Genomic DNA, 25,008 nt, shown 5'->3' with positions numbered 1-25,008 from the left:
GCCTGGCTGCGTCGACTGAGGGCATGGTGATCGCGCTCGATAGGGAATGGATCCGAATCCATCATTGGGCTCCGCGCTATACGTCCCTGACGATCATTTTGCTCTCGGTCGCGTTCGCAATGGAGATGCGCCTCCCCTTCACCGTGACACGCGAGACATGGTAGTGGACCTGGAAGGGGTCGGGCATCAATTCCATGAGGATGAACTCGGATGGAGCGCGGCCCTCTTGTTCATCGTTCTCCCTTGCAACGAGCTGGTACTGATCCTTGGTGTACCGGTGGAACAGCCTCAGCCTGCTCTTTTTCACTGCCTGTCCGTGGACGGGGCGTTCATAGGCCAAATGCTGTGAGAAACGCATTTTCAGCGTCTCGGCAAGCGGCGCCGCCAGCGACAGGTTGAAGTGCTTGTCGATGCGATCGAAGCCTTCCAGGTACTTCCCGACGAAGTAACTGTGGGTCTCAGCGGTGGAGTTCTGCCCCTCTTGGGCTAACGGCGATCCTGGCGCCTTCGCAGTCTCGGAGATGTTCACCGCGAACGCACGGTCGCCCACGACCCGCATGTCGATCCGGGAACCCTCCACAAACACGAATCTGTCGAACCGCCCCAGATTCAGCTCACGCTCCTGCAACCAGTCGGAAATGAAAAGAGAAAGGTAGTTGGAGGCCAGCTGGTAGCGGGCCCTGGTCGCCGTGGGGTGGCTATATTGCTCGAGATCGATGTAGACCGCGGTGACATTCACGATGACCTCTGGCGGTAGGAACGCGTGCGGATGCTGGAGGCGTCATGTTCCGGCTTGTTCGCTCGATCCGTAGTCCTCTGCCCGGCGCTTGACCCAGCGTGAGTCTCTGCAGTGCATGTCAGCTTCGGGTCCGCCCGTCGCGCCAGGACACGCGGAGGATCGTCGAGAAAGGGCCTGCGTGATAAGCACTGACGGATTATGTCCTTACGACAGCGTCGGTCTGGGCATTTTGTCGCCTTGTCGGGCATTCCCATAATGACGTTGATGACAGCATCATCGCTTCGAGCTGCGCGGTTACACCCTGGCGTAGAACTCGCTCGTTCTCAGCGATCCTGGCCTCGTGCAGCCATTCGTCAGTGGATGAATGGCGCGGTCCGGCGTAATGCTGGCGCGGCTTCATGCTGGCGCTTTGCGAACCAGCTTCACGGGGTTCCTTTGCCCAGCCGGGAACCAAAGCCATTATCTGGGTGGTCCCGGCACCAGACAGGATTGCCAGTGACTTGAACGTGGTGGGCCCACCAGGATTCGAACCTGGAACCAAAGGATTATGAGTCCTCTGCTCTAACCGTTGAGCTATAGGCCCTGCAAGGGTTTCAGGCGGTTCGGCGGGATCGCCGTTGTAATTTTGGTGTAGTCCGGCGACTGGTCAGCCGGCCCTCCAGCGCATCCATGGCATCCCGCATCGACGCGGCGTGAGTGTACCGTTCCGCCATAGCGCGCGTCCTCCATCCGCCCATCGCCTGGATCGTTGCGGCGTCGAGCCCGGCGTGCGCGGCATTGGTCGCCGCGGTGTGGCGCATGGTGTGCGGCGTGACGTGCTTGGTGATGCCAGCGCGCTGCACGCAGCGCTCGAACACCGAGTTCATCTGATAGGCACGGCCCGACTTCGCGCGCTTCGACGCGAAGATCCACGCGTCAGGATCCAGGCCCTCGGTCAGCTCGCCAAGGTAGTCGGCCAGCACCTGCGGCATCGGCTGTTCGCGCCTGCCGGCCTTGTCGCGGCCGATCCACAGAACCCGCCGCTCGACGTCGACATCCCGCGCGCGCAGGTTCAGCGCCGCTTCGTGCCTGAGGCCGGTGTAGAGCGTGACCATGACGAACGGATGCGCCAGCTGGGACTGGTCGTTGGCCGCGGCCCTGAGCAAGCGCTGCGACTCTGCCGGGGTGAGGTAGATGATCTTGCCGTCCGCTTCCCTCAGCCGCTCAAGGTCGGGCACAGCGGCGAGCAGCTTCCGCTTGCGCATCGTGTTGAGCATGTGCAGCAGGGCGGACCGTTCGCGGTTGATCGTCGAATCGCTCGCGCGCTCGCCCCGGCGCTTGGCGATGTAGGCCATCCAGTCGTCCGAGGTGAAGCGAGCAACCCCGATGCTCCCCAGATGGGGAACGAGGTGCTCTCGGAAGCGCATGCCCTTCGCGGTGATGTCCCTACCGCTGTGCACGCGCAGATAGGCGAGGTAGTCGTCCGCGGCTTGCCTGACGGTCATCGAGGCCGGCCGGCGGCTGCCGGTAACCCCGTGGGCGTCGGCGCGCTTGGCAGCCTTGAGCGTGGCCACCACATCCTCAGCCTGGGTCCGCGTGTAGCCCTCTGATTCGAGGCCCACAACCTGGTGGTGCCGGCGTCGGTTGACCATGACGTTCACGGTCCAGCGGCCGTCGCCGCCGGCCAGGCGCGTATAGGTGATGCCGTGCTCGCTCAGCGACTGGCCAGGCTGCAGGCCGCGCATGCCGCCGCGGGTGAGCTTGGCGAAGGCGGTCATTTGCCCTTCTGGCCGATGCCCAATCGCTTGGCCTGCTCGAGGACCTTTTCGAATTTGGCCCCCTCTTTCTGCAGCTCGGCAAGCTGTTGGTTCAGAGCGTCTCGCTTCGAGTCGAGCACGCTGAAGAGCGCATGCATCTCCTCGTTGTGCTGCCCCATCCGGAACGACATCTCCAGTCGCCAGATGATGTCTGCGGTCATGGAGCGACCATGGGCCGAGGCTGATTGCTCGATCTTCGCCTTGAGCTCAGGGGGAAGGCGGATCTTGAAATGTGGGGACTCTGGAGGCATGCGGAAAATAATGGCCCATACCGGGCCTTGACGGCAATGGCCCGTTGTGGAACATTGTTTGCCGATGGCCCGTTGTGGGTCATTACGGACAACCCAACGAGGAGCGCAATGATCGATATCCACAAGAACCTGGCAGCCGAGCGCCTGAAAGGGCCTGACGCGGCGAAGTACCTGGGCTGCAGTCACAGCACGCTCGAAAAGATGCGCCATGAGGGCCGCGGCCCCCGCTACGTGAAGCTGGGCGGTCGTGTCTTCTACCGCAAGTCCGACCTGGACGCCTACGTCGAGGCGGCGGTCGTCGAGACCACCGAGAGCCGTGCAAAGGCCGGCTGAAACAAGAACGGCCCGTCCTGGGGGCAACCAGAACGAGCCGCGAGTCACCCCGAACCCTGACAGGAACGAACTGACCATGACCAGCATACCGCGCGCCGACGCCGGCGCAACACGTGCACCCGAATCCACCTCGAACAAACAGGTCTTCTCGAAGGAGCAGATCGAGCAGATGGCCCGAGAGGTCGCCGCCGAGGAGGAGGCCAAGGAGCAGAGGTACCAGCGGATCCGTCTGGTGGACCAAGCCGACGAGCTGATTTTCAAGGCCCGGGCCGTGCTGTCGGCTCTCCAGTACGGCCGTCGAGAGATCGATGACGACGGCGAGACGATCGACGGCGTGACCTGGGTGGTCCGCGATCACCTTTCTCGGCTGAAGGAGATCGTCAATCAGATGGTGGACCTGAAGCCGAAGGAATCTCAGGAGGTGACCCCATGAACCTACCCAACGGCCAGCCGCTGCTGCTGCAGATGGCCCCGTCCTGGTCCTACCAGCGGCAGCTGGTGGAGATCGCCGAACGCACCGCGGCGCAGCTGATCGAGCTGCACCGGTGCCCGACGCCGGAGCGCTGCGACATCATGGCCGCGGCGCTGGAGGGCACCAAGCTGCACGTCCTGCAGCTGCGCACAGCCTTGGTCCAGGAAGGCACAGGAAATGGGGCGTGACCGCATCCCAGAGCGGAAGCGCCCCAGGTTCACGGGGAGGGGGAAGGGGCATCCCTTCTCCAGCTTCCCGAACTACATGCTCCAGTCCGAGGAATACGGCGCCCTCTCTGGGAACGCCGCCAAGCTGCTGACCCAGATCGCCAGCACCTACAACGGCAAGAACAACGGCGACCTCTCGATCGGCTGGAAGGACTACAGCACCAGGTTCAAGTGGGTGAGCAAGGCCACGCTGGAGAAGGCGCGCAAGGAGCTCGACGAGGCGGGCTTCATTCTGCTCACCAAGCACGGATTCCAGCGCCGGCCGCACCTCTACGCGCTGACCTGGCACGGCATCGACAGCTGCCCGGGCAAGGACCTGGAGGTGCCCCCGGGACCGCCCCGGAACTGCTGGAGGAAAACAGTTCCTGCGCCCCAGAATCTGAACTCACACGCCCCATTTTCTGGGGCGCAAGATGCAGCTTGACGGCTCTTGCGCCCCAGAATCTGGGGCTTATTCGTGCGTTTTGGTCGCTGCAGCGCCCCAGAATCTGGGGTCCCTTCTATATATCTACCAAGCGGAAGCGCACCGGGCGCTGGTGCGCGCTTCTGATTCACCGCTTCAAGGGCTTCTGCACCACGGCGGCCATTCGACGATCGATCGGCGAGCGCTCAGTGAGTCCTCAGTGAGCGCGCATGCTGCCGGCTCTGCTACTGGCATGAAAAACGCTGCTACTAGCAGGCGCGTGCATCGCGCCAGAGCGGCTTCCCCGGTTTCAAACCGGGAAACCTTACCCGAACCGTTCCCGACCACGCTGGCCGATGGGTTTTTCGGCGCACGCCGAGAAAGGGTCGGGAGCGCTCAATTTTCAGTAGTGCTTAGAGATCAATGGCATGCACGCCGAAACAGGGTTGCATCTGAAATACGACCCTTCAGCGCAACACCCAATTTCCGCAGGCTTCGCGCACGCGCGCGACGGCTACAGTAGAGGGAAGTAGCAATGGCTGACCTGGCACAGCCCCTGGTGTTCAACCTGGCCCGGCGCGCCGACCGCGAGCGCTTCGCCCGGCTCTACCACAACACCGACGCCGGCCTCTCGCAGGTCTACTGGCGCCTGTTCGAGGAGGTGGCCAGCACCTGGAAGCTTGAGGCTGACGTGCTCGATTGGTACCGGCGCCGGCTGCAGGTGGTGGTCGACCGCCTGGACGCGTGCTGTTTGGCGCTAGGAGGGCCGCACAACGCGATGCGCCACATGGGTACCAACCTGCACATGCAAGCGGCGCAGGGAATCGTAGAGAGCGCCAGGAACGCGTATGCCGTCCAGGTTGGGCAAGCCATCATCCGTGGCCGCGCTGCCGGAGGGCGCGCCAAGGAGCGGCCGGAGTGGTGGGACCCCATGGTGAAGCACGCCAAGCTGCTGCTGACCATGGGCCATAGCCCGCGCGATGTCGTCGGAATCTGTGCTCGAGGCGCCCCGCAGTCCGAAACGGCGATCCGGCGCATGCTGCAGCGCGAAGGTGTGCTGAGGAGATCCCAACCGGGCGCCAAGTAAGCAGACGCCCGTTTCGCCGGGTGCAATGCGCACCATGAGCGACGCATCGGACCGGAAGAACGGATCATCTACGGAGGCACGCGACAGCCGCGGCCGCTTCCGGTCGGGCAACCCTGGCCGCGCCAGAGGCACGCGGAACAAGGCGACCATCGCGGCCATGACCTTGCTGGAGAAGGGTTCCCAGCAGCTCATGCAGAAGGCGGTCGAACTGGCGATGGCCGGCGATGGCACCGCCCTGCGGCTCTGCATCGAGCGAATCGCGCCCCCCTCCCGTGAGCGCGCGCTCGCGATCGACCTGCCGGTGCCGGAGACCGCGGCGGACGTGCCGGCCACCCTGCGCGCCATCCTGCAGGCCGCCGCCCAGGGCGAGATCACCTCAGGTGAGGCTGAGCGCCTGTCGCGCACCGTGGAGACGTTCGCCCGCGCCCACGAGCTGGCCGACTTCGATGCGCGCCTGAAGGCGCTGGAGGCCGCCGGTGCGCGCTAACAATCGCCGCCGCCTGGCCGCGCTGGAGAACCGGCCTCTGCCGGCTCCTCTGTCCGCCGAGGACGAAGCATTCCAGGGGTACCTGGCTGCCTTCTACGACGCCCACGCCGGCACTGTGGATCAGGCCATCGTCGACGCTCTGAACGACGAGGCAAACCACACCACCCAGACGCGCTCGGCCGTCGTGTGGGTGGACTTCATCGAAGCCGTGGGCGCGATCAATCCAGACGCAGCGGAAGAGATCTACCGGAAGGTGGACCAACTGCTGGGCGAGTCCGTCCGTCAACGCCGCTGAGCGGCATCAGGAGGAAAGCGAGATGCAAGTCGAAACCCCCACCACCATCCTGCTGAGCGGCTCGCTGGCGCGCCAGTTCGGCCGCCGGCACAGCCTGGTCGTGGGGAGCGCCGCAGAGGCGGTGCGCGCGCTCTGCGCGATGCTGCCGGGGTTCAAGCGCTACATGGTCAATGCCAAGGACTGCGGCCTGGAGTTCGCTGTCTTCGCCGGCAAGCGCAACCTGGGGCTGGAGCAGCTCCACGACCCATGCTCGAAGCAGGTGATCCGGCTGATCCCCGTCCTGCGCGGCGCCAAGAACAGCGGCTGGCTGCAGACGGTGATCGGCGTGGCCATCATCGTGGTGGCTGGCGTCGCGTCCGGCGGCACGGCCTTCAGTGCACTGGGTGCGGGCGCCGCGGGCACCGCTGCGGGATACGCGGCCAGCCTGGGTCTTGCGGTTGCCCTCGGTGGCGTATCCCAGATCATCGCCGGCACGCCTAAGGGCCTGAGCACGCGCGAGGAATCCAGCAACCAGCCCAGCTACTCCTTCAGCGGCGTGGTGAACACGCTGGCCCAAGGCGGCTGCGTGCCGGTCGGCTACGGCGAAATGATCGTAGGCAGCGCCGTGATCTCGGCGGGCATCTACGCGGAGGACCAGCAGTGATGGAAGCAGGGGCGACCGTCCCTGAGCTCGGCGAACAGCTGCCGTCGCGAACGGAGCGCCTGACCTGGCTGCTGGGATGGTTCATCGAGCGGTACGGCGCCGGCGTCGACTGGGACTTGGCGCAGCGCTTCCAGGACATACCGACGATTCTCCCGGTACCCGAGCAGGACGTCATGGCCGCTGCAGCGATCAGCGAATACGTCAATGCCGCCGACCGCGCCACACCCGGAGCGCGCGCCGTCTTCTGGGAGTGCTTCGACACGATCCAGCCGGACAGGGAATGGCGGATCTGATGGACCGCGCAGCCGAACTTTCCGGCAGGCCTGGATCACCTGCCATCACCGCCGCGCAACGCGGCACAGCAAGGAGTGAACAGTGTTCGCCAGGCAACCCAAGACCGACCCCGTGACCGTCGTCGTCGACGGCCGGGAGATCCAGACCGACCAGGCCGGCGCCGAATGCATCAAGCAGCTGCAGCAGCAGCTCAGCGACGCCGGCCAGGCCCACGCCGATCAGCTCGGAGAGCTGCAGCGAAAGCTCGCTGACGCCGCCGCGGTGCCGCGGCAGCCAGCCGCCCCGGCACCGGCCTACCGCCCCACCGCGGCCGTCCTGAGCGATGCCGCGATCGAGAGCAGGGCCCAGGCCCGCGCCGACTTGCTGCTCGACGCCCAGGAAATCTACAAGATGGACTACCGCGGCAAGACCGACGACGAAGTTCGCAGGCTGGCCATCGGCTGCCTGCGGGGACACGAGCTGGTGCGCGACGCAACGCCGGAGGAGGTGAGGGGCATCTTCCGCATGGTCCTGGCCGATGTGCGCAAGGCGGAGGTGTCCAAGGATGCGGTGGTAGTCGCGCTGGCCGCCGCGCGCGGCCGCCAGACCCAGGTGACCGACAACGGCTATGCCGAGTCCGTGGCCGCCATCGACTTCCGCACCCGCCAGCAGCAGGAGGCCTGACATGTTCACCCTCATGACCGATCGGGCGAGCGTCACGGGCGCGCGGCGCACCGCGGATGGCTATCTCGTCGGCGACGCCAAGGTGGCGCGCGTCGGTGTGCAGCAGTACCTGGGCCGCGAGCTGGGCCGCCCCGACCTCTCGGTCGTCCGGGTCTACCGGCCGGCGGAGGAGGTGTTCCGCGACGCCACCATGCGCAGCTTCGCGCACCGGCCGGTGACGCTGGATCACCCGGGCGAGATGGTTGATTCCTCCAACTGGCGCAAGGTGGCCGCCGGCCAGGTCGGTGACCAGGTGGTTCGCGATGGCGAGTTCGTCCGCGTGCCGCTGGTGCTCATGGATGCCGACGCGATCCGCGCCTGGGAATCCGGCAAGCGCGAGCTGTCCATGGGCTACACCGCCGAGATCGTCTTTGGCGATGGCGTGACGCCTGACGGGGAGCACTACGATGCCAAGCAGGTCAACATCATGGCGAACCACCTGGCCATCGTGGACGTGGCGCGCGGCGGCCCGCAGCTGCGCCTCGATGCGGCCCCGGCCCAGATCCAGGCGTTCGACAGCGATGCCTTCCGCGCGCGGATGCTGGACCAGTTCAAGGACGCCAAGCACCTCACGCACGAGCAGGTGCAGGGCTTCGTCGATCAGCTGACCGCGAACGCCGCCGCCGGGCAAAGGCTGGTTGCCGCCGCCGCGGCGCAGAAGGCGGCGAGCCCCGCCTTCGCGGATCAGTACCGCCAGCATCGGGAGGTCTGCGACACCGCCTACGCGGACATGTGCGCTCGCCTCCAGGCCGGCCCGCAGAGGCGCTGAGGAGACCACCATGACGGACATCTTCAGCATCGTGCCGGCGGAGCGCGCCATCCAGATCCTGCACCCTGGGACCGGCGCTCCGGTCGGACTGAGCATCACCCTTCGCCCCGACAGCCACCCCAAGGTGCAGGCGGCCCTTCGTCAATCGGTTAACGCAAGGCTGGTAGCGCGGAACAAGCGCCCGGGCGCCACGGACGACCACGATCGCATCGAGCTGCTGGTCTCCGCCATCGCCGGGTGGGAGTGGCAGGGCGATCTCACCTTTCACGGGGACAAGCAATGCGGAGTCCACCAGGCGACTGGGCCTCGGCTATCTGGACGGTCTCAACGGGCTCAGAGGCTACGCAGGAGGGGGCTACGTCACGCCTTCCCCCGCTCCGATGATGCTCGCGCCTCCGACCAGCTCGGGCCAGCCCGCCAGCGGCGTAACCGTGAACGTGCAGATCAACAGCGACGGGAGCTCCAGCGTTAACAGCAGCCAGCCGGACCTGGAGCAGTTCGGTCGCCAGATCGGCCAATTCGTCGAGCAGAAATATCGCGACCTCCAGGTTCGCGACCTGAGTCCGAACGGCGTCATCGGACGCGCGATTCGGGGAAGGGTGTGATCATGACCAATGAGGAGAAACCCATGGAAATTCAGCATGTCCTAAGCCAGGCCTTTGCCCAAGGCGCGCCGCTCAGCTCCAAGGAGATCGACCAGCTGTTGCCGCTGGTGAACAAGGAGATCGAGCGGCAGGATGCGCGCTTCCGGCAGATCAATTCGACCGGCAAGGGACAGACGGGCCCGCTCTACAGCGATCTTCTGCTGAAGGGCACCGCGGACGAGGTCGCCGAGATGAAGGCCGAGTGCGAGCGGCTGGTGATCGAGCGTCAGCAGCTGCAGGCGAAGCGAGCCAAGCTCTACGAGCTCAAGCGAGGGGCTCTGATCTCCGAGGCCGCGGCGGATCTCCCCAACCTGCAGCAAGCCCTGATCGACAAGATCGAATCGGCCGAGCGCGCGAAGGCTGCGATGGACGAGGCGTTCCAGCAGATCGACCTGGCCTACAGCGCGGTGACGAGGGCGAGAGGGCAATGCAACGCCGGCGGGCTGACGCCGACTGCAAGCGCCACTATGAAAACGGTGCGGCGCTTGGAAGCTCTCGCCCGTTATGCGACGGCGGGGCGAGGTGATGGCGCCTGGTCTTCTCTCCGGGGCGGGCATGCGGGCAACATCGGCCTCGATGGTGAGGATGGTGAGCGCGGCGTTGCGCACGGCGGCGCTCAGGCGGACTGGCTGCGCCCGTGAGCGACATCGACCCCAAAGTTAAGGAGCAGCTTGACCGATGGGTCTTCGCCAAGACTGGGGACAGAAAATTCGCCCGGCAGGTGAACGCGTGGGTCAAGAAGACGAAGCTGCGCCAGTTGGTGGTGTTCCGTGAGTCGTCCCAGCAGCTTCTGCTGCAAGCCAACGTCTCCGCTGGCAACGGCGGCCGGATGCCTGTCGACACGGGCTTCCTGTGGAACTCGATCGCCGCGTCCAAGGAAGGCATTCCCAGGGGGCAGGGGCGGCCGCGGAAAGGCGCCAAGTACTCAGCGCCGGTGAATGGGGATCCGAGCCTGGTCTTCGCCACCCTGCAGATCGGCGACAAGGTGTGGGCCGGTTGGACCGCCGTCTACGCCGCACGCGTCGAGCATGGGTTCATCGGCGAGGACAGCGCCGGACGGACCTACGCGCAGTCGGGGCGGGGCTTCTTCCGCGCTGCCGCACAACGATGGGACCAGATCGTCGACGAGGCAATCATTAAGGCAAAGAGGGACATTCCATGAAGGACAACACCGAAGAGCCGACTGCGGCGCAGCTGCTCGACGAGCAGTGCCGGCGCCAGCTGCTGCTGGACGCGCACCGCATGGCGCCGCATCTCTTCTTCTCGGACAGCGACACCGAGGAGGACATCCGCAGGCAACTGGTCATGGCCTACATGGGACCCCAGGCTGACATGGATTGGAGCGATGACCGAACGGTCTACGGCGCCTTCAGGTCGATGAAGAAGCTGGACGTGTGGATCGGTCCTGGGGAGCGTGAGGAGCGCAAGATCGGGCGCCGCATCCATCTCGTGAACTAGAGCCACGCGCGGTCCTGGTCTTGGGCCGCGCCGGACCAGCCGGAGGTGTCCGCGACAACGCCGGCAGTCGCTGAGCCTTCGCCAAATCGTGGGGGCACCTCGAGGCTTGAGGCGACCAGAGCCCCGCTACGGCGGGGCTTCTGCTTTCAGTCGGTCAGCATCGACGCGGGGTGCGTCTTGCGCATGTCGCCCTTCTCGGTCGTCACGGTGATGGTGTCCCCGTCTCGGCGCCAGCACATTAGGTTCGTCATGGCATCGCTGCCGTCTGGCCGCTCCATGGAAACCGTGTTCCAGCCCGCGCATGCGCCGCCAAGGGACGTGGGCTGATCGCGCAGGACGAACATGGTGCCTGAGTCGACGCGGAGCCGGCCGGTGTACGGCTTCGCCTGCGGGGCGGCCCGGCGGTCGCTGGCCTCCATGATCCCGGCGACCACCGCCGAGCCCACGAACAGCACGACCGGGACGCCGATGACCGCGGCCAGAGTCCAGAGAACGATCTTCCCGGTGCTGCGCTTCGGTGGTTCTGACTGCATGGCCCGCCTCCCTGTGTAATTCCTGTGCAACCCTGCAGGAAACGGGCGGAAAATCGCGCGTATTCCTGACCGCTCTCGATGATCCAGATAGCACAAAAAAGGCCGAAAAAGAGGGTAATTTCCGATCCAAGGAAACGCCGTGGCATCCTTCGAAACCGGATTATGAGTCCTCTGCTCTAACCGTTGAGCTATAGGCCCGCTGCGGGGCGGGCATTGTAGCGTCCGGGGCGCCGGCGTCGATGCGGTTGTGGGCAGTGGGGTAGCCCGCGTCTGGGCGAGCCGCGTTGGGGCGCAGGTCGCGATCGAGCGTTGTGTGGAGCGCGAGTGTCGGCATGCGGGACCGGTCCTTTCCATGGAAGACGTCTCCGCGTCCGGTGTTCAAGTGCATCAGATGCTTTGGGAAAAGCGAAGACGCCGGGGGTTCGGCGTCCCAAGCGCCGCCCCGCTTCTTTGTCATCTCTGACATATCCAGTCGATGTCCGGCACTTGCGCTGCGGCAGGCCGGGCCGGAGCGCTTTGCCCCTCGTCATTGCTGCTGCGCAGCACGTGCGAATGCGGGTTTGCAGCTTGCAATCAGCACCGCGGCTGTTATCGTGCAATCGATTGCATGGGGAGGCTCATGCGGCGTCATGTCCGGTTGGGAGGCCGAGGCGATGGCACGAAGCGACAGTGCGCGGGGCTTGGGTTGGATCTACGCGGAGGGTGAACCTTCTCCGTGGCAGGGGCGCTTTTTTTCTCGTTCCAGTGTCCAGCGCGCTGTGGCAGCACGCGGGCTGAGGCCTGTGGCCGTTGCCCTGTCGCTGCGGCGTGGCCGGCGCTCGCCCCAGGAGCGCGCCATGACCCAGGAGCGCCCCGCATGAACACCGGTCCCACCCGCCGAGATCTGCTGCGCATGGGCGTGCTGGGCGGCGTCGGCCTCGCCTCCTCGGCGTTGCTTCCTGCGTGGGCCGCAGTCCCCGCGGCGGCGCCGGCCGCGCCCAAGGGGCGGCTGAAGCAGTCGGTAGCGCGGTGGCTGTTCCAGCAGCCCATCGAGCAGCTGTGCGTGACGGTCAAGCAGGTCGGCCTGTCGGCCATCGATCTGGTCGGGCCGGAGGAGTGGCCGGTGCTGAAGGCGCACGGCATCGACAGCCCGATGTGCAATGGGGCGGAGATCAGCCTGAAGCAGGGCTTCGCCGGCACCGAGTTCCATGACGAGCTGGTCGCGCGCTATACGCGTCATATCGACCTGGTCGCCGACGCGGGCTACCGCAACCTGATCTGTTTCTCCGGCAACCGCAACGGCATGGACCCGCTGCAGGGCATGCGCAATGCCGAGGTCGGGCTCAAGCGGGTGCTGGGCCATGCCGAGAAGCGCGGGGTGGTGCTGGTGATGGAGTTGCTGAACTCGCGCGTGGACCACGCCGACTATCTGTGCGACCACTCGGCCTGGGGCGTTGAGCTGTGCAAGCGCATCGGCTCGCCCAATTTCGGCCTGCTGTTCGACATCTATCACATGCAGATCATGGAAGGCGACATCATCGCGAGCATCCGTCGCAACCATGAATACTTCGTCCACTACCATACCGCCGGCGTGCCCGGACGGCATGAGCTGGACGACACCCAGGAGCTCAACTACGCCGCCATCTGCCGCGCGATCCGCGACACCGGCTTTGGCGGCTACGTGGCGCACGAATTCAGCGCCGCCCATACCGACCCGATCGACGCGCTGCGCCAGGCCATCGCCCTGTGCGACGTGTGAGAGACCCACTATCCACCGAGGGAAGCAGTCACCCATGGCAGACAACCACTACGACGCGATCGTCGTTGGCTCCGGCATCAGCGGCGGCTGGGCCGCCAAGGAGCTGACCGAGCGCGGCCTGAAGGTCCTGATGCTCGAGCGCGGCCGCAACATCGAGCACATCAAGGACTACGTCAACGCGGGCAAGGAGGCCTGGGACTATCCGCATCACGACACGCCGACCCAGCAGATGAAGGCCGATCATCCGGTCCTCAAGCGCGACTATCCGCTCTCGGAAAGCACCTACGGCATGTGGGCCGACGAGAAGGACTGCCCCTACACCGAGACCAAGCGCTTCGACTGGTTCCGCGGCTACCACGTGGGCGGACGCTCGCTGATGTGGGGACGGCAGAGCTATCGCCTGTCCGATATCGACTTCGGCGCCAACGCGAAGGAGGGCATCGCGGTGGACTGGCCGATCCGCTACGCCGATATCGCGCCGTGGTACGACCATGTCGAGCGCTTCGCCGGCATCGCCGGCACGACCGAGGGGCTGGACGTGCTGCCCGACGGGCAGTTCCTGCCGCCGATCCCGCTGAACATCGTCGAGCAGGACGTGGCCGCGCGTCTGAAGAAGGCCTTCGGCGGCACGCGCCACATGATCCACTCGCGCACGGCCAACATCACCCAGCCCAAGCCCGAGCAGGGCCGGGTCAACTGCCAGTACCGCAACAAGTGCATCCTGGGCTGTCCGTTCGGCGCGTATTTCTCCACGCAGTCGGCCACGCTGCCGGCGGCGATGGCCACCGGCAACCTGACGCTGCGGCCGTTCTCCATCGTCAAGGAAGTGCTGTACGACAAGGACCGCAAGCGCGCCAAGGGCGTGGAGATCATCGACGCGGAAACCGGGCAGACCTACGTCTACACGGCCAAGGTGGTGTTCCTCAACGCCTCGGCGTTCAACTCGACCTGGCTGCTGATGAACTCGGCCACCGATGTGTGGGAAGGCGGGCTGGGCTCGTCCTCGGGCGAGCTGGGCCACAACGTCATGGACCATCACTTCCGCGTCGGCGCCTCGGGCCGGGTGGATGGCTATGAGGACAAGTACTACTACGGGCGCCGGCCGTGCGGCTTCTACATCCCGCGCTTCCGCAATCTGGGAGACGAGCGGCGCGACTACGTGCGCGGCTTCGGCTACCAGGGTGGCGCCAGCCGCACCGGCTGGTCGCGCGACATCGCCGAGCTCAACATCGGCGCCGACCTCAAGCAGGCGCTGACCGTGCCGGGCGAATGGCGCATCGGCATGACCGCCTTCGGCGAGATCCTGCCCTACCACGACAACACCATCAGCCTGAACCGCAACGTCAAGGACAAGTGGGGCCTGCCGGTGCTGGCGATGGACGTGTCCCTGCGCGAGAACGAGCACGCCATGCGCAAGGACATGGGCGCTGACGCGGCCGAGATGCTCGAGGCCGCCGGCGTCAAGGACGTGGAGGTCTACGAGAGCGACTACGCGCCGGGCATGGGCATCCACGAGATGGGCACCGCGCGCATGGGCCGCGACCGCAAGACCTCGGTGCTGAACATGCACAACCAGGTCTGGGATGCGCCCAACGTGTTCGTGACCGACGGGGCGTGCATGACCTCGGCGGCCTGCGTGAATCCATCGCTGACCTACATGGCGCTGACCGCGCGCGCGGCCGACCATGCCGTGCGCGAACTCAAGGCGGGGAACCTGTAATGCAACGACGCGAACTGCTCAAGATGATCACCGCCGCCACCGGCATGGCCATGATCGGCCTGCCCTCGGTGGTGTTCGGCCAGGCCCAGCTGCCGGTGCCGCCGGCCAACAACGCCTTCTCCAAGACGCAGGTGGCGCTGCTGGACGAGATCGCCGAGACCATCCTGCCGCGCACCGACACGCCCGGCGCCAAGGATGCGGGCGTGGGGTTGTTCATGGCCCGCTTCGTGACCGATTGCTACGACCCGCAGCAGCAGGCGGTGTTCCGCGCTGGCCTGGCCGATCTGGACAAGCGCGCCAAGGGCGGCTTCCTGGCGCTCAAGCCGGCCCAGCGCACCGAGCTGCTGGACAAACTGGCCGCCGAGGCCCGGGCCGCCAGCCCCGATCCGAAGAAGGCCGACGACGAGGGCGCCGACAGCGCGGCGATTCCGCCGCATTACTTCACCATGATCAAGCAGCTGGTGCTGTTCGGCTTCTTCACCTCCGAGGTGGGCGCGACCAAGGTGCTGCGCTACGTGCCGGTGCCGGGCCGCTTCGACGGCGATCTGCCCTACGAGCCGGGCACCCCGGCCTGGGCGACCTGAAGGCCAACAACGCGCGATGCCAGGGCATCGCCCAAGGGAGAACGAGATGAGCAAGCAAGCGATCGCGATGCTGGCCTGTGCGCTGGCCGCCATGCCGGCGTGCGCGCAGCAGACGCAGGGCGACCCGGCCAAGACCGAGGTGTGGAAGCCGGTGCCGGCGGCCGTGGCCACGCCGGTGGGCGCGGCGCCGTCCGATGCGGTGGTGTTGTTCGACGGCAAGGACCTGTCGGCCTGGGAGGGCGAGGACGGCGGCAAGCCGGGCTGGAGCGTGGCCGATGGCGCGGTCACCGTGGTGCCGGGCAGCAAGGGCATCCGCAGCAAGAAGAGTTTCTGCGATGTGCAGCTGCACGTGGAATGGCGCACGCCGACCGAGACCAAGGGCCTGGAAGGGCAGAACCGCGGCAACAGCGGCATCTTCCTGCAGGACCGCTATGAGCTGCAGGTGCTGGACAGCTACCAGAGCGCGACGTATTCCAACGGCCAGGCCGGTTCGATCTACAAACAGGCCATTCCGCTGGTCAACGCCTCGCGCGCGCCGGGCCAGTGGCAGACCTACGATGTGATCTGGACCGCGCCGCGCTTCTCGCAGGGCGGCGGCCTGACCGCGCCGGCGCGCATCACCGTGCTGCACAACGGCGTGCTGGTGCAGAACGACACGGTGATCGCGGGCAAGACCGAATACATCGGCGCCCCGTCCTACGCACCGCATGGCTGCGCGCCGATCTTCCTGCAGGACCACAACGCCAAGGTGAGCTACCGCAACATCTGGGTGCGGGAGCTGTAGCCGGTTCGATCCGCCAGCGGCGGCATTGCACCCTCCGTAGAGCGGAGCTTGCTCCGCTGGGGCTTTCCCGACGATCCGGGCGAAGAGCAGCGGAGCGAGCTCCGCTCTACAGGGAGGGAGCGACTCGATCTGAGACAGTTGCTCGAATAGAGGCATCGCTTCAGAAGCCGATCGCCGCAATGCCAGCCAGGACGACGACCGCGCCGGTAACGCGGCGCATGAGATGGTCTTCGCCGAACAGCCAGCAGGCGAGCAGGGCGCCGATGACGATGGACGACTCGCGCAGCGGCGCGACCAGCGCCACCGGTGCGCGCTGCATGGCGGTGAGCACCAGCAGGTAGGCCAGCGGCGAGAACAGCGCCACCACCAGGATCGGCCTGGCGTCGCTGCGCAGGGTCGCCGCCAGCCGCTGCCTGCGGCGCAGCGCCAGCGGCGTCATGATCAGGCCCTGCAGCAGCAGGGTGCCGGCGTAGTAGCTCGCCGGCGCCAGGCGCCAGGTGGTGACCGCGTAGCTGTCCCAGAGCGTGTAGGCCGCGATCGCGGCCCCTGTCGCGCCGCCCCAGAGCATCCCCGGCAGCGCATGCCGGCTCCCTGTGCGGAAGGGATTGCCGATGACGACGAGGATGCCGGCGACGATGAGCAGCGCGCCCAGTACCGCCACCGGTGTCAGGCGTTCGCCCAGCACCAGCACCGCGAAGCCCATCGTCAGCATGGGCCCGGTCGCGCGCGCCACCGGATACACCACGCCTAGCGCGGCGCGGTCGTAGCCGGCCTGCAGCGTCAGCGAATATGCCGTGTGCAGGCCTGCCGAGAGGACCGATGCCACGACCAGCCGCGCATCGAACGGCTGCTGCTCGCGGATCGCCATCGCAATGCCGAACGGGACGAACAGTAACGTGGATGCCCAGGTATAGGCCCACACGAACAGGAAGGCGTCGCCGCGCTTGGACTTCGAGGCGAGGTTCCATACCGCGTGCGCCCCGGCCGCGCCGAGGACCATCGCGACCGTGCCGGGCGACATCAGGACAGGTCGGGCAGATCGATGCCCGCCCGCTCCGCGCGGCGCGTGCGCGCCGGATCGCGCAGCGCGAGCGCGGCGACCAGCGCATCGATGACGACCAGCTGGGCCAGCCGGCTGCCCGCCGCGGCCATCTGCGCAGGCAGCGGTGGCCCGCCGACGACCAGCGCGATATCGGCCAGCTTCGCCAGCGGCGTGCCGTACTGGTTGCTGATGGCGATGAGCGAGGCGCCGGCGGAGGCGGCCGCATCGGCGATGGCGAGCGTGGTGGCGGTGCGCCCCGTCGAGCTCACGGCGATCACGGCATCGCCTCGGCCGAGCAGGCGCACCGCGATCATGGCCGACAGATGATCAGCGATGCCGACGGTGGTGACGCCGACTGCGCGCAGGCGGAAGACCGCATCGGCGGCCACCGTCGCCGAAGGCCCGGCGCCGAAGACGATGACCTGGCGCGCGGCGTGCAGGACGCCGACCGCCTTGCCCAGCGCCGCCGGTTCCACCGCGCCACCGAGCGCGGTCAGCGCATCGGTGCCCGCGCGGATGGAGGCCTCCAGCACGGCGGCCAGCGGCGCATCGGCGGCGAGCGCGGCGGGAGGCGCGAAGAAGCCGGCGGTGCCGCGGGCGCGCGCGATCTCGAGCTTGAGTTCGGTGAAGCCGGCGAAGCCGATCGCCCGCGCGGCGCGCACCACGCTCGGCGGCGACACGCCGGCGCGTGCGGCGACCTCCGCGGTGGTGCTGGCGCCTACGAACAGCGGATCGGCCAGCAGCAGCGCGGCGACCTTGGCCTCGCTCGCGGCGAGGCCGCCGCAGCGCGCCTGGATGCTGCCGAGCCACTGGCCGAGCCGTCCTTCCGCCTGCGTAACGGAGTTACCTTTCTTCTTGCTCATATGGAATATGTTACATATCCGGCTCGGCCCGCGCGATTGGCGCGTAGGGCAAGCCCTTCCCACCAAGCAACAGGTGCGCGATGCACACGCAGTCCAATCCTTCCGACATTACCGTCGCGGTCGTCGGTCCCGGCGCCATCGGCACCACGGTCGCGGCGATGCTGCACGAGGTCGGTCGCACGCCCCTGCTGTGCGGCCGCACGGCCCGCGATCAGCTATGGCTGCAGGACGGCGATCGCTGCATCGGCGTCCCTGGGCCGGTGCTGACCGACCCCGCGCAGTGCGATCGCACGGTCGACCTGATCCTCCTGGCGGTGAAGGCGACGCAGAACGCGGCAGCGGCGCCGTGGCTCGCGGCGCTGGGCGGCCCGCGCACGGTGGTGTGCGCGCTGCAGAACGGTGTCGAGCAGGTCGACTCGCTCGCGCCGCACTGCTCGCAGGGACGGATCGTGCCCGCGGTCGTGTGGTTCCCCGCACAGGCGCAGGCCGATGGCAGCGTCCGCCTGCGTGCGCCGGCGCGCCTCACCCTGCCGGACACGCCCGATGCAGGCGTCGTCGCCGAGGCGCTGCGCGGCACCCGCTGCGCCATCGAGCTGGTCGCCGACTTCCGTACCGTGGCCTGGCGCAAGCTGCTGCAGAACGCGGTGGCCGGCCTCATGGCGCTGACGCAGCGCCGCTCCGGCATGTTCGCGCGCCCGGACATCGCCGGACTCGCCCTGGCGCATCTGCGCGAAGGCCTCGCCGTGGCGCGGGCCGAGGGCGCCGCGCTTGGCGACGAGGTGCCGCAGGCGATCCTGGACCAGTTCCAGTCCTCGCCGCCCGATCTGGGCACCTCCATCCTCGGCGACCGCCAGGCCGGCAGGCCGCTGGAATGGGACATCCGCAACGGCGTCATCGCCCGCCGCGGCCGCGTCCACGGCCTCCCGACCCCCGTCAGCGACATCGTGGTGCCGCTCCTGGCCGCGGCCAGTGACGGCCCAGGCTGATCTGTTCGGCGGCCGCTCCCACCTGTAGAGCGGAGCTTGCTCCGCTGGGGCTTTCCCGATGATGGCCGAAGCGCAGCGGAGCAAGCTCCGCTCTACAGAAATGGCGCGACGTGAAAGGCATCAGAGGCCGTGATGACAACGACCTGCAAAGAACGACGGCGCCCGAGGGCGCCGTCGTTCCGGTCCTGTGCCTGCGTGCCGCGCCTCAGCGCTTCACATCGGACGGCAGATGCTCGACCAGATAGGCCGCGCCGGCCTTATCCCGACGCCAATCAGCGACATCGTGGTGCCGCTCCTGGCCGCGGCCAGTGACGGCCCAGGTTGATCTGCTCGGCGGCCTGCTCCCACCTGTAGAGCGGAGCTTGCTCCGCTGGGGCTTTTCCGATGATGGCCGGAGCGCAGCGGAGCAAGCTCCGCTCTACAAAAATGGCGCGACGTGGAAGGCATCAAAGGCCGTGATGACCACGACCTGCAAAGAACGACGGCGCCCGAAGACGCCGTCGTTCCGGTCCTGTGCCTGCGTGCCGCGCCTCAGCGCTTCACATCGGCCGGCAGATGCTCGACCAGATAGGCCGCGCCGGCCTTGACCACGGCGGCCGGGTCGCGCGGGTTGTCGTGCTCGATGATGTACCACTTGACCCCGGCGCGATCGGCGGCGGGCAGGATCGCCTTCCAGTTCAGCACTCCGTTGCCGACCGCGGCGAAGCCGCTCTCATCGGCGGCCTGGCCTTCCGGCGCGTTGTCCTTGGCGTGCACTGCGTACAGACGGCCCTTGAGCTTGCCCAGGTACACCACCGGATCGTTGCCAGAACGCGCCACCCAGGCCAGGTCCAGCTCGGACTTCAGCGCCGGGCCGGCGCCCTCGAGCAGCAGCTCCAGGCCGGTCTTGTCGCCGAAGCGGACGAATTCGAAGTTGTGGTTGTGATAGGCCAGGGTCATGCCCTGTGCCTTGAGCGTGGTCGCCAGCTGGCCCAGCGACTTGCCCAGCGCGGTCCAGCCCGCGGCGTCCTTGGGCCGGTCGGCATCGTCCAGATAGGGCACCACCAGCACGCGGTTGCCGATGGCCTTGTTGAAGGCGACCACGCCGGGCAGATCCTTGCGCAGCTCGGCCAGCGGCACGTGCGAGGAGGTGACGATGATCCCGTACTTGTCCAGCAGCGCCTTGAGCTGCGGCGCGGTGGTGTCCTGCGTGCCCACGGTCTCCACCGCGGTGATGCCGGCGTCGTGGACCAGCTTGAGGCGGTCCTCCAGCGAGGGGATGTTGCGCAGCGAGTACATCTGCACGGCGATGGGCAGCTGCGCGGCGGTGCGTTCCTTGGCCAGCGCGGGAAGCGCTGCGCAGAGCAGCAGGGCGGTGGCGGCAAGGCGGCGGGGCAGGGTGAGCGTCATAGGTCCTCCCGGAGATTCGACGATCGAGGATGGCGGCGCGTGGTCACGCGTCGATGGATGTCCAGGCGCGCGTGCGTGCCGAGGCGATCACGCCCTCGACGATGCGCGCCGAGCGCAGGCCGTCGGCGAAGGTCGGCAGGCCCTCGGGCGTCTGCCCGGCGATGGCGCGGTAGGTGTCGGCGACGAAGGCCTCGAAACACTGCGCATAGCCCTGCGCATGGCCGGGCGGCAGCGAGGAGAGCCGGCGCTGCTCGGCGCTGCCGGCGCCCGGGCCGCGCACGAAGATCTCCTCGCGCTGGTCGGGCCGGCCGATCCACAGGCGCTCGCAGTCCTCCTGGTCGAAGGCCACGGCGGCCTTGGCGCCGTCGATCTCGAACCACAGCCGGTTATGGCGGCCGGCCGAGACCTGGCTCACCGTCAGCGTGGCCAGCGTGCCGCGCGTGGTCTTGAACAGGGCCGCGGCCACGTCCTCGCTGGACACCGCCTGCAGCGCACCGCCGGCGGCCGGTGTGGCGAAGCTCTCGCCGGTGCTCGCGCCGCGCTCGGCGATCACGGTCTCGAAGGCCGCGCTCACCTCGGCGAAGCGCTCGCCGCCGACCCATTCCACCAGGTCGCACCAGTGCGAGCCGATGTCGGCGAAGGCGCGCGATGCGCCGCCCAGCCTGGGGTCCACGCGCCAGTTGTTGCTGGCCGGATCCAGCAGCCAGTCCTGCAGATAGCTGCCGTGGATCAGGCGCAGCGGGCCCAGCTCGCCGCCGGCGATGCGGGCGCGCGCCTCGCGCACCACCGGGTGGTAGCGATAGACGAAGGGCACGGTGGCCACCAGGCCGGTGGCGGCGGCCAGATCGGCCAGCGCCTGGGCGTCGTCCAGCGTGGTGGCCAGCGGCTTTTCGCAGATCACGTGGCGGCCGGATTCCAGTGCGGCCTGCGCCATCGGCCGGTGCAGGTGGTTGGGCGTACAGACGTGCACCACCTGCACCTGCGGATCGGCCAGGGCCTCGTCCAGGTCGCGGTAGGCGCGCGGCAGGTTCCAGGCGCGTGCGGCCTCCTCGCCGCGGGCGGGCGAGGAGCCGACCACGCCGCGGACCTGCGCGCCGGCCAGCAGCGCGGCGCGGCGATGCACCGCGCCGATCATGCCGGTGCCGACGATGACGATGCCAAGCGGGCTCATGCGGTGGCGCTCCTCAATGCGTGGCCGAGGCGACGGCGGCCTTGGCCGGCCGATCGCGGAACAGCAGCAGGAAGGCGATCAGCACCACCAGCGCCACGCCGGCCGGGAACAGCCAGATGCTCTGCCAGTCGCGCCCCGCGGCGGTGGTGTAGTGCTCGACCACCGCGCCGGACAGGAAGGTGCCGATCAGCATGCCCACACCATAGGTGGCCAGGGTGATGAAGCCCTGCGCGCTGCTGCGGAAGGCCGGACCGGCATGGGCGTCGGTGTAGATCTGGCCGGTGACGAAGAAGAAGTCGTAGCAGATGCCGTGCAGCACGATGCCGATCACCAGCAGCGCGAAGCCGCCGCCGGCATCGCCGTAGGCGAACAGCGCGTAGCGCGCCACCCAGGCGGCCATGCCCAGCGCCAGCATGGTCTTGACCCCCAGCCGCGCGAACAGGAACGGCATGGCAAGCATCAGCAGCACTTCGGACACCTGGCCCAGCGACTGCAGCCCGGCCGCGCCGCGCACGCCCAGGTCGTTGAGATAGGGGTTGGTGAAGTTGTAGTAGAACGACAGCGGGATGCAGATGGCGATCGAGGCCAGGAAGAACACCAGGTACGAGCGCGACTTCAGCAGCCCCAGCGCATCCAGGCCGATCATCTTGCCCAGGCTGGCGTTGCGCTGCTGCTCCAGCGGCGGGGTGTGGGGCAGGGTGAAGGCGTACAGGCCCAGCAGCGCCGAGGCCAGCGCGGCCATGCGGAAGGTCAGCTCCAGGCGATGGGCCTGTTCCCAGCCCAGCCAGCCGATCAACACGCCGGCCACGATCCAGCCGACGCTGCCGGCCACGCGCACCGGCGGGAACTGCTTCTCCGGCACCTGCATGTGGCGCATGGCGATGCTGTTGGCCAGCGCCAGGGTGGGCATGAACAGCAGCATGTAGCCCATCACGCAGGCGGCGAAGGTGTCGAACGTGGTCGCCACCGAGGCCCCCCACATCAGCGCCGCGCCGGCCAGGTGCAGCACCGCCAGGATGCGCTGGGCGGCGAAGTAGCGGTCGGCGATCAGCCCCACCAGGAAGGGTGCCACGATCGCGCCGATGGACTGGCTCAGGAAGGCCGTGGCGACCTGGCCCGCGCTGGCCTGCAGCGGGCCCTGCACCAGATAGGTGCCCAGGGTCACGAACCACGCGCCCCAGATGAAGAACTGCAGGAACATCATCGCGCCGAGGCGCGACAGGATGGACGTCATGACTTCCCCTCCCAGGTCAGTGGTGTCTTAGAGCCCCAGCAAACCGCGCAGCGCTTCCGGGCTGGCGCCGCTGCCGGCGAAATCGTCGAAGGCGTGCTCGGTCACGCGGATGATGTGGTCGCGGATGAAAGGCGCGCCTTCGCGCGCGCCGTCCTCGGGGTGCTTGAGGCAGCACTCCCATTCCAGCACCGCCCATCCGGGGAAATCGTACTGGGCGAACTTGGAGAAGATCGCCTTGAAGTCGATCTGCCCATCGCCCAGCGAGCGGAACCGCCCGGGCCGGTCGATCCAGTCCTGGTAGCCGGCGTACACGCCGCTGCGCGCGCTGGGGCGGAACTCGGCGTCCTTGACGTGGAAGATGCCGATGCGCGCGTGGTAGCGGTCGATGAAGCCCAGGTAGTCCATCTGCTGCAGCAGCAGGTGGCTGGGGTCGTAGAGGATCTTGGCGCGCGGATGATGGTCGACCACCTCCAGGAAGCGCTCGAAGGTGGCGCCGTCGTGCAGGTCCTCGCCCGGGTGGATCTCGAAGCACAGGTCCACATCGCAGGCGTCGAACGCATCCAGGATCGGCCGCCAGCGGCGACCGAGTTCGGCGAAGGCCTCATCGACCAGGCCGGCCGGACGCTGCGGCCAGGGGTAGAAGTACGGCCAGGCCAGGGCGCCGGAGAAGCTGGCGTGCGCCTTCAGGCCCAGGCGCTGGCTGGCCTTGGCCGCCAGCTTGAGTTGTTCGACCGCCCAGGCCTGGCGCGCGGGCGGGTTGCCGCGCAGCGATTCCGGCGCGAAGCCGTCGAACAGCGTGTCGTAGGCCGGATGCACCGCGACCAGCTGGCCCTGCAGATGGGTCGACAGCTCGGTGATCTGCACGCCGTGGCCGGCCAGCATGCCGGCCAGATCGTCGCAGTAGTCCTGGCTCTCGGCGGCCTTGGCCAGGTCGAAGATGTGCGGTGCGCTGGTCGGCACCTGCACCCCGCGATAGCCCAGGCCTGCGGCCCATTGCGCCAGCGTGTCCAACCGGTTGAATGGCGCGGTGTCGCCAATGAACTGCGCCAGGAACAGCGCCGGGCCCTTGAGCGTTCGCATGCTTCGCGTTCTTGATGCAATCGATTGCACGATCCTAGCATGGCGTCGTGGCTGCGCACGTTGTGCATTGCACCGCAAGGCCGCGCCTGCCTGGGCGCCGCCGCCCGCGGCATAGCCATGGCCACCAAGGACGTGACACGCTTGCCCCATGCCGACCATCTACGACATTGCCAAGCACGCGGGCGTTTCGGCCGGCACGGTCTCGCGCGCGCTGTCGCGGCCGGAGAAGGTGCTGCCGGAAACGCGTGCGCGCATCGAGCGCGCCGTGGCCACGCTGGGCTATGTGCCCAACGCGGCCGCGCGCACGCTCAAGACCCAGCGCACCGGCAAGATCCTGGTCACCGTGCCGGACATCGCCAACCCGTTCTTCGCCCAGATCCTGCAGGGCGCCGAGGACGCCGCGCAGGCGGCCGGCTATGCGGTGCTGCTGGGAGATACCCAGCAGCAGCCGGCGCGCGAGGAACGCTATGCGCAGATGCTGCGCCGGAACGAGGCCGATGGGCTGATCGTGCTCGGCCACCGGCTGCCGCCGACCGCGCGGCAGATCGTCAAGCAGCTGGGCGCCGCGGCACCGGTGGTCAACGGCTGCGAGTTCGATCCGGCGCTGGGCATCCCCAGCGTGCACATCGACAACGCCGCGGCCGCGCGCGCGGCGATGGAGCATCTCTATGCGCTGGGCCACGCGCGCATCGCCGTGGTCGGCGGTCCGCCGGACAATCCGCTGCACCAGCAGCGCCTGCAGGGCGTGCGCGCGGCGGCCAAGGCGCGTGGCCGGGTGCGCCAGCTGCGCCTGGTGCCGGGGGACTTCTCGGTGGAATCGGGGCATGCCGCGGCCAGCGCCTGGCTGGGCACCGACGATGCGCCGACCGCGGCGTTCTGCTTCAGCGACCAGTCGGCGCTGGGCGTGCTGGCGGCCTGCCGCGAACGCGGCCTGCGCGTGCCGCGCGACCTCTCGGTGGTCGGCTTCGACGACCTGGCCTCATCGCGCTATCTCACCCCGCCGCTGACCACCGTGGCCCAGCCGATGCGCGAGATCGGCGTGCGCGCGGTGCAGCTGCTGCTGGACATCCTCGCCGCGGCCGACGTGCCGCTGCAGCAGACGCTGACCTTCGAACTGATGCTGCGCGGCTCGACGGCTGCGCCTAAGGCGTAAGCGCTGCGGTGTCCAAGGGCCGCTAACCTCAGCCGCTAAAAATCTCTAGCGTTATCCCCGCGAAGGCGAAATCCGCCCCTCCCCTTTCGCGCAGCGAAGGGGGAGGCTGGGAGGGGGTTGCTCTTGCCTTT

General features: G+C 67.8%; 31 protein-coding genes, 1 tRNA gene and 1 pseudogene. 21 read left to right on the top strand and 12 right to left on the bottom strand.

Annotated features, from left to right (window positions below; translation table 11 throughout):
* Positions 1–76: 76 nt before the first annotated feature.
* The 5 genes and pseudogenes from MWN52_RS15185 to MWN52_RS19670 all read right to left on the bottom strand — a co-directional run.
* Complete coding sequence (locus MWN52_RS15185; RefSeq protein WP_286575308.1) at positions 77–739, bottom strand: hypothetical protein; 663 nt, start codon at positions 737–739, stop codon at positions 77–79.
* A 507-nt stretch (positions 740–1,246) separates the two neighbouring features.
* Positions 1,247–1,322 (bottom strand) — tRNA-Ile (locus tag MWN52_RS15180).
* A gap of 10 nt (positions 1,323–1,332) precedes the next feature.
* Positions 1,333–2,496: a tyrosine-type recombinase/integrase gene (locus MWN52_RS15175; protein ID WP_286575307.1), complete on the bottom strand. Its 1,164-nt coding sequence runs from the start codon at positions 2,494–2,496 to the stop codon at positions 1,333–1,335.
* Positions 2,493–2,696, bottom strand: a complete 204-nt coding sequence (locus MWN52_RS15170; protein ID WP_425608144.1) for a hypothetical protein — start codon at positions 2,694–2,696, stop codon at positions 2,493–2,495. The genes MWN52_RS15175 and MWN52_RS15170 overlap by 4 nt, the downstream gene beginning before the upstream one ends.
* A 15-nt stretch (positions 2,697–2,711) precedes the next feature.
* A pseudogene (locus MWN52_RS19670) lies at positions 2,712–2,786 on the bottom strand (hypothetical protein); the annotation flags it as partial.
* A gap of 108 nt (positions 2,787–2,894) precedes the next feature.
* Here MWN52_RS19670 and MWN52_RS15165 point away from each other — a divergent pair.
* From MWN52_RS15165 to MWN52_RS15095, 15 genes are all read left to right on the top strand, one after another.
* Positions 2,895–3,119, top strand: coding sequence for a helix-turn-helix transcriptional regulator (locus MWN52_RS15165; protein ID WP_286575305.1), 225 nt, complete (start codon positions 2,895–2,897; stop codon positions 3,117–3,119).
* A 76-nt stretch (positions 3,120–3,195) separates the two neighbouring features.
* Positions 3,196–3,552, top strand: coding sequence for a hypothetical protein (locus MWN52_RS15160; protein ID WP_286575304.1), 357 nt, complete (start codon positions 3,196–3,198; stop codon positions 3,550–3,552).
* Positions 3,549–3,779 (top strand): hypothetical protein, encoded by a 231-nt coding sequence (locus MWN52_RS15155; protein ID WP_286575303.1) that lies wholly within the window; start codon positions 3,549–3,551, stop codon positions 3,777–3,779. Before MWN52_RS15160 ends, MWN52_RS15155 begins: the two co-directional genes overlap by 4 nt.
* A gap of 76 nt (positions 3,780–3,855) precedes the next feature.
* Positions 3,856–4,242 carry a hypothetical protein gene (locus tag MWN52_RS15150; RefSeq protein WP_130524350.1) on the top strand — a complete coding sequence of 129 codons (387 nt, stop codon included), beginning with the start codon at positions 3,856–3,858 and terminating at the stop codon, positions 4,240–4,242.
* Positions 4,243–4,756: 514 nt separating this feature from the next.
* Positions 4,757–5,308 carry a hypothetical protein gene (locus MWN52_RS15145; RefSeq protein ID WP_286575302.1) on the top strand — a complete coding sequence of 184 codons (552 nt, stop codon included), beginning with the start codon at positions 4,757–4,759 and terminating at the stop codon, positions 5,306–5,308.
* A gap of 34 nt (positions 5,309–5,342) precedes the next feature.
* Positions 5,343–5,795, top strand: a complete 453-nt coding sequence (locus MWN52_RS15140; protein ID WP_286575301.1) for a DUF5681 domain-containing protein — start codon at positions 5,343–5,345, stop codon at positions 5,793–5,795.
* Entirely contained in the window at positions 5,785–6,090 is a 306-nt protein-coding gene (locus MWN52_RS15135; protein WP_286575299.1) for a hypothetical protein, read from the top strand. The genes MWN52_RS15140 and MWN52_RS15135 overlap by 11 nt, the downstream gene beginning before the upstream one ends.
* 22 nt (positions 6,091–6,112) lie before the next feature.
* Positions 6,113–6,733 carry a tail assembly protein gene (locus MWN52_RS15130; RefSeq protein WP_286575298.1) on the top strand — a complete coding sequence of 207 codons (621 nt, stop codon included), beginning with the start codon at positions 6,113–6,115 and terminating at the stop codon, positions 6,731–6,733.
* Positions 6,733–7,026 (top strand): hypothetical protein, encoded by a 294-nt coding sequence (locus tag MWN52_RS15125; RefSeq protein ID WP_286575297.1) that lies wholly within the window; start codon positions 6,733–6,735, stop codon positions 7,024–7,026. Before MWN52_RS15130 ends, MWN52_RS15125 begins: the two co-directional genes overlap by 1 nt.
* Positions 7,027–7,138: 112 nt before the next feature.
* Positions 7,139–7,690 (top strand): hypothetical protein, encoded by a 552-nt coding sequence (locus MWN52_RS15120; RefSeq protein ID WP_286575296.1) that lies wholly within the window; start codon positions 7,139–7,141, stop codon positions 7,688–7,690.
* Between the two features lies 1 nt (position 7,691).
* Positions 7,692–8,498, top strand: a complete 807-nt coding sequence (locus MWN52_RS15115; protein WP_286575295.1) for a DUF2213 domain-containing protein — start codon at positions 7,692–7,694, stop codon at positions 8,496–8,498.
* Between the two features lie 431 nt (positions 8,499–8,929).
* The gene (locus MWN52_RS15110; RefSeq protein WP_286575293.1) at positions 8,930–9,103 is read left to right on the top strand and encodes a hypothetical protein; all 174 of its coding nucleotides are present in this window, start codon (positions 8,930–8,932) and stop codon (positions 9,101–9,103) included.
* A 2-nt stretch (positions 9,104–9,105) separates the two neighbouring features.
* Complete coding sequence (locus MWN52_RS15105) at positions 9,106–9,783, top strand: hypothetical protein (protein WP_286575292.1); 678 nt, start codon at positions 9,106–9,108, stop codon at positions 9,781–9,783.
* Positions 9,780–10,304: a hypothetical protein gene (locus MWN52_RS15100; RefSeq protein WP_286575291.1), complete on the top strand. Its 525-nt coding sequence runs from the start codon at positions 9,780–9,782 to the stop codon at positions 10,302–10,304. Before MWN52_RS15105 ends, MWN52_RS15100 begins: the two co-directional genes overlap by 4 nt.
* On the top strand, positions 10,301–10,600 hold the full coding sequence (locus MWN52_RS15095) for a hypothetical protein (RefSeq protein WP_286575290.1): 300 nt from the start codon (positions 10,301–10,303) through the stop codon (positions 10,598–10,600). Before MWN52_RS15100 ends, MWN52_RS15095 begins: the two co-directional genes overlap by 4 nt.
* A gap of 146 nt (positions 10,601–10,746) precedes the next feature.
* Here the strand turns inward: MWN52_RS15095 and MWN52_RS15090 are convergent, their stop codons facing one another.
* Positions 10,747–11,133, bottom strand: a complete 387-nt coding sequence (locus tag MWN52_RS15090) for a hypothetical protein (RefSeq protein WP_286575289.1) — start codon at positions 11,131–11,133, stop codon at positions 10,747–10,749.
* A gap of 892 nt (positions 11,134–12,025) precedes the next feature.
* On the opposite strand from MWN52_RS15090, the gene MWN52_RS15085 reads away from it, so the two are divergent.
* The 4 genes from MWN52_RS15085 to MWN52_RS15070 are packed head-to-tail and all read left to right on the top strand — an operon-like array spanning position 12,026 to position 15,959.
* Entirely contained in the window at positions 12,026–12,871 is an 846-nt protein-coding gene (locus MWN52_RS15085; protein ID WP_286577759.1) for a hydroxypyruvate isomerase family protein, read from the top strand.
* 34 nt (positions 12,872–12,905) lie between these two features.
* Positions 12,906–14,591, top strand: coding sequence for a GMC oxidoreductase (locus tag MWN52_RS15080; RefSeq protein ID WP_130516901.1), 1,686 nt, complete (start codon positions 12,906–12,908; stop codon positions 14,589–14,591).
* A complete protein-coding gene (locus MWN52_RS15075; RefSeq protein WP_286575288.1) occupies positions 14,591–15,175 on the top strand; it encodes a gluconate 2-dehydrogenase subunit 3 family protein in 585 nt (194 codons plus the stop codon). Before MWN52_RS15080 ends, MWN52_RS15075 begins: the two co-directional genes overlap by 1 nt.
* Positions 15,176–15,221: 46 nt before the next feature.
* On the top strand, positions 15,222–15,959 hold the full coding sequence (locus MWN52_RS15070; RefSeq protein ID WP_425608042.1) for a 3-keto-disaccharide hydrolase: 738 nt from the start codon (positions 15,222–15,224) through the stop codon (positions 15,957–15,959).
* 160 nt (positions 15,960–16,119) lie between these two features.
* Here MWN52_RS15070 and MWN52_RS15065 read toward each other — a convergent pair whose 3' ends face one another.
* Together MWN52_RS15065 and MWN52_RS15060 are read right to left on the bottom strand one after the other, a co-directional pair.
* Entirely contained in the window at positions 16,120–16,980 is an 861-nt protein-coding gene (locus MWN52_RS15065) for a DMT family transporter (protein ID WP_286575287.1), read from the bottom strand.
* Complete coding sequence (locus MWN52_RS15060; protein WP_286575285.1) at positions 16,980–17,864, bottom strand: MurR/RpiR family transcriptional regulator; 885 nt, start codon at positions 17,862–17,864, stop codon at positions 16,980–16,982. Before MWN52_RS15060 ends, MWN52_RS15065 begins: the two co-directional genes overlap by 1 nt.
* An 80-nt stretch (positions 17,865–17,944) precedes the next feature.
* Between MWN52_RS15060 and MWN52_RS15055 the strand changes: the two genes are divergently transcribed.
* The gene (locus MWN52_RS15055) at positions 17,945–18,850 is read left to right on the top strand and encodes an oxidoreductase (RefSeq protein ID WP_286575284.1); all 906 of its coding nucleotides are present in this window, start codon (positions 17,945–17,947) and stop codon (positions 18,848–18,850) included.
* Between the two features lie 531 nt (positions 18,851–19,381).
* Here the strand turns inward: MWN52_RS15055 and MWN52_RS15050 are convergent.
* Genes MWN52_RS15050 through MWN52_RS15035 form a run of 4 tightly spaced genes read right to left on the bottom strand, consistent with a single transcriptional unit; the run spans position 19,382 to position 23,724 of the window.
* Positions 19,382–20,239 carry a sugar phosphate isomerase/epimerase family protein gene (locus tag MWN52_RS15050; RefSeq protein ID WP_286575283.1) on the bottom strand — a complete coding sequence of 286 codons (858 nt, stop codon included), beginning with the start codon at positions 20,237–20,239 and terminating at the stop codon, positions 19,382–19,384.
* Positions 20,240–20,282: 43 nt separating this feature from the next.
* Positions 20,283–21,410, bottom strand: a complete 1,128-nt coding sequence (locus tag MWN52_RS15045) for a Gfo/Idh/MocA family protein (protein ID WP_286575282.1) — start codon at positions 21,408–21,410, stop codon at positions 20,283–20,285.
* 13 nt (positions 21,411–21,423) lie between these two features.
* On the bottom strand, positions 21,424–22,644 hold the full coding sequence (locus MWN52_RS15040; RefSeq protein ID WP_130516913.1) for a nucleoside permease: 1,221 nt from the start codon (positions 22,642–22,644) through the stop codon (positions 21,424–21,426).
* A 27-nt stretch (positions 22,645–22,671) separates the two neighbouring features.
* Positions 22,672–23,724: a sugar phosphate isomerase/epimerase family protein gene (locus tag MWN52_RS15035; RefSeq protein WP_130535640.1), complete on the bottom strand. Its 1,053-nt coding sequence runs from the start codon at positions 23,722–23,724 to the stop codon at positions 22,672–22,674.
* A 148-nt stretch (positions 23,725–23,872) separates the two neighbouring features.
* Here MWN52_RS15035 and MWN52_RS15030 point away from each other — a divergent pair, with 148 nt between their 5' ends.
* A complete protein-coding gene (locus MWN52_RS15030) occupies positions 23,873–24,877 on the top strand; it encodes a LacI family DNA-binding transcriptional regulator (protein WP_131659033.1) in 1,005 nt (334 codons plus the stop codon).
* Positions 24,878–25,008: the final 131 nt, after the last annotated feature.

This window comes from Pseudoxanthomonas winnipegensis, assembly GCF_030322905.1.
Classification (GTDB): domain Bacteria; phylum Pseudomonadota; class Gammaproteobacteria; order Xanthomonadales; family Xanthomonadaceae; genus Pseudoxanthomonas_A; species Pseudoxanthomonas_A winnipegensis.
The sequence above is the reverse complement of the archived record's forward strand: the minus strand, read 5'-3'. Positions and strand labels throughout refer to the sequence as shown.

Coding starts and splice junctions, on each gene's coding strand:
- MWN52_RS15175 (WP_286575307.1), bottom strand. CDS start 2,496: ATGACCGCCTTCGCCAAGCTCACCCGCGGCGGCATGCGCGGCCTGCAG.
- MWN52_RS15170 (WP_425608144.1), bottom strand. CDS start 2,696: ATGACCGCAGACATCATCTGGCGACTGGAGATGTCGTTCCGGATGGGG.
- MWN52_RS15165 (WP_286575305.1), top strand. CDS start 2,895: ATGATCGATATCCACAAGAACCTGGCAGCCGAGCGCCTGAAAGGGCCT.
- MWN52_RS15160 (WP_286575304.1), top strand. CDS start 3,196: ATGACCAGCATACCGCGCGCCGACGCCGGCGCAACACGTGCACCCGAA.
- MWN52_RS15155 (WP_286575303.1), top strand. CDS start 3,549: ATGAACCTACCCAACGGCCAGCCGCTGCTGCTGCAGATGGCCCCGTCC.
- MWN52_RS15150 (WP_130524350.1), top strand. CDS start 3,856: ATGCTCCAGTCCGAGGAATACGGCGCCCTCTCTGGGAACGCCGCCAAG.
- MWN52_RS15145 (WP_286575302.1), top strand. CDS start 4,757: ATGGCTGACCTGGCACAGCCCCTGGTGTTCAACCTGGCCCGGCGCGCC.
- MWN52_RS15140 (WP_286575301.1), top strand. CDS start 5,343: ATGAGCGACGCATCGGACCGGAAGAACGGATCATCTACGGAGGCACGC.
- MWN52_RS15130 (WP_286575298.1), top strand. CDS start 6,113: ATGCAAGTCGAAACCCCCACCACCATCCTGCTGAGCGGCTCGCTGGCG.
- MWN52_RS15125 (WP_286575297.1), top strand. CDS start 6,733: ATGGAAGCAGGGGCGACCGTCCCTGAGCTCGGCGAACAGCTGCCGTCG.
- MWN52_RS15115 (WP_286575295.1), top strand. CDS start 7,692: ATGTTCACCCTCATGACCGATCGGGCGAGCGTCACGGGCGCGCGGCGC.
- MWN52_RS15105 (WP_286575292.1), top strand. CDS start 9,106: ATGACCAATGAGGAGAAACCCATGGAAATTCAGCATGTCCTAAGCCAG.
- MWN52_RS15095 (WP_286575290.1), top strand. CDS start 10,301: ATGAAGGACAACACCGAAGAGCCGACTGCGGCGCAGCTGCTCGACGAG.
- MWN52_RS15090 (WP_286575289.1), bottom strand. CDS start 11,133: ATGCAGTCAGAACCACCGAAGCGCAGCACCGGGAAGATCGTTCTCTGG.
- MWN52_RS15085 (WP_286577759.1), top strand. CDS start 12,026: ATGGGCGTGCTGGGCGGCGTCGGCCTCGCCTCCTCGGCGTTGCTTCCT.
- MWN52_RS15080 (WP_130516901.1), top strand. CDS start 12,906: ATGGCAGACAACCACTACGACGCGATCGTCGTTGGCTCCGGCATCAGC.
- MWN52_RS15075 (WP_286575288.1), top strand. CDS start 14,591: ATGCAACGACGCGAACTGCTCAAGATGATCACCGCCGCCACCGGCATG.
- MWN52_RS15070 (WP_425608042.1), top strand. CDS start 15,222: ATGAGCAAGCAAGCGATCGCGATGCTGGCCTGTGCGCTGGCCGCCATG.
- MWN52_RS15065 (WP_286575287.1), bottom strand. CDS start 16,980: ATGTCGCCCGGCACGGTCGCGATGGTCCTCGGCGCGGCCGGGGCGCAC.
- MWN52_RS15060 (WP_286575285.1), bottom strand. CDS start 17,864: ATGAGCAAGAAGAAAGGTAACTCCGTTACGCAGGCGGAAGGACGGCTC.
- MWN52_RS15055 (WP_286575284.1), top strand. CDS start 17,945: ATGCACACGCAGTCCAATCCTTCCGACATTACCGTCGCGGTCGTCGGT.
- MWN52_RS15050 (WP_286575283.1), bottom strand. CDS start 20,239: ATGACGCTCACCCTGCCCCGCCGCCTTGCCGCCACCGCCCTGCTGCTC.
- MWN52_RS15045 (WP_286575282.1), bottom strand. CDS start 21,410: ATGAGCCCGCTTGGCATCGTCATCGTCGGCACCGGCATGATCGGCGCG.
- MWN52_RS15040 (WP_130516913.1), bottom strand. CDS start 22,644: ATGACGTCCATCCTGTCGCGCCTCGGCGCGATGATGTTCCTGCAGTTC.
- MWN52_RS15035 (WP_130535640.1), bottom strand. CDS start 23,724: ATGCGAACGCTCAAGGGCCCGGCGCTGTTCCTGGCGCAGTTCATTGGC.
- MWN52_RS15030 (WP_131659033.1), top strand. CDS start 23,873: ATGCCGACCATCTACGACATTGCCAAGCACGCGGGCGTTTCGGCCGGC.